Here is a 944-nt window from a genome sequence, read left to right as displayed (position 1 = left end):
AGTCAACTACTTGAGTGTTATCAATGCTAACTTGCGACGTGGAAGCTTGCTACGTAGCTTTACTTGTAGACCCGGCAAGCATCTAAGAAATATGAGGAGAGGAAGAAACAGGATCCCTTCTTTGAAAATACTTTAAATAAACATCTGCGCCCTTAGCTCAGCAACGAGCAAAACATCAGTGAAACAACGACGAGTTGTTTCGACGCAGCAAGCATCTAAGAAATACGAGAAGAGGAAGAAACAGGATCTCTTCTTTGAAAATACATCAAATAGACATCTGCGCCCTTAGCTCAGCAGGATAGAGCAACGGCCTTCTAAGCCGTCGGTCAGAGGTTCGAATCCTCTAGGGTGCGCCATGATAGGAAGTATGAAAGTGTATTTTACATAGATTAAAACATGGTCTAACTAATGTTAGGCCTTTTTTCATACGTAAAAACACTAATTATTGTACATAATTTGATCTTTTTAGAATTAAAAGGTAAATTTGCAATGAGACTGGGAAGTTAATTGTAAAAAGTGAAAATGGTGAATGGGTAATTCCTCTTTCAAGATCATATAAGTTGGTGCGCTACCCTTGTGTAGATCTTCAAAAGAATCGTGGACTTCTTTCGTGCGAGTGTTCAAAGGATTTAGTGTTTACGTGTTAAGTATTAAAAAATAATCAATAAAAAACTATTGCACTGAAAATTTCATTGTGATATAGTATTATTTATCGCTAATGAGCGATACTTTATATTAGTATGTAATTCTATAAAGGCAATAACGCTTTTATAAAAATTTTTTTATAAAACATATTGCGCGGAATTACTAAATGTGATATTATAACTTTTGTCTCTGGTGAAGGATTTTATATTTAATTACTCATTCAGAGATATCAAACACATCAAATAACTTTTAAAAAATGTTGCATAGAACATATAGATGTGTTATAATAAATCTTGTCA

At 33.8% G+C, this 944-nt stretch carries 1 tRNA gene; it reads left to right on the top strand.

Going from position 1 to position 944, the window contains the following annotated elements:
- Positions 1-279: 279 nt before the first annotated feature.
- A tRNA-Arg gene (locus ACJ2A9_RS23620) sits at positions 280-356 on the top strand.
- Positions 357-944: the final 588 nt, after the last annotated feature.

It is taken from the genome of Anaerobacillus sp. MEB173 (assembly GCF_052119505.1).
Taxonomy (GTDB): domain Bacteria; phylum Bacillota; class Bacilli; order Bacillales; family JBJMAU01; genus JBJMAU01.
The sequence above is the reverse complement of the archived record's forward strand: the minus strand, read 5'-3'. Positions and strand labels throughout refer to the sequence as shown.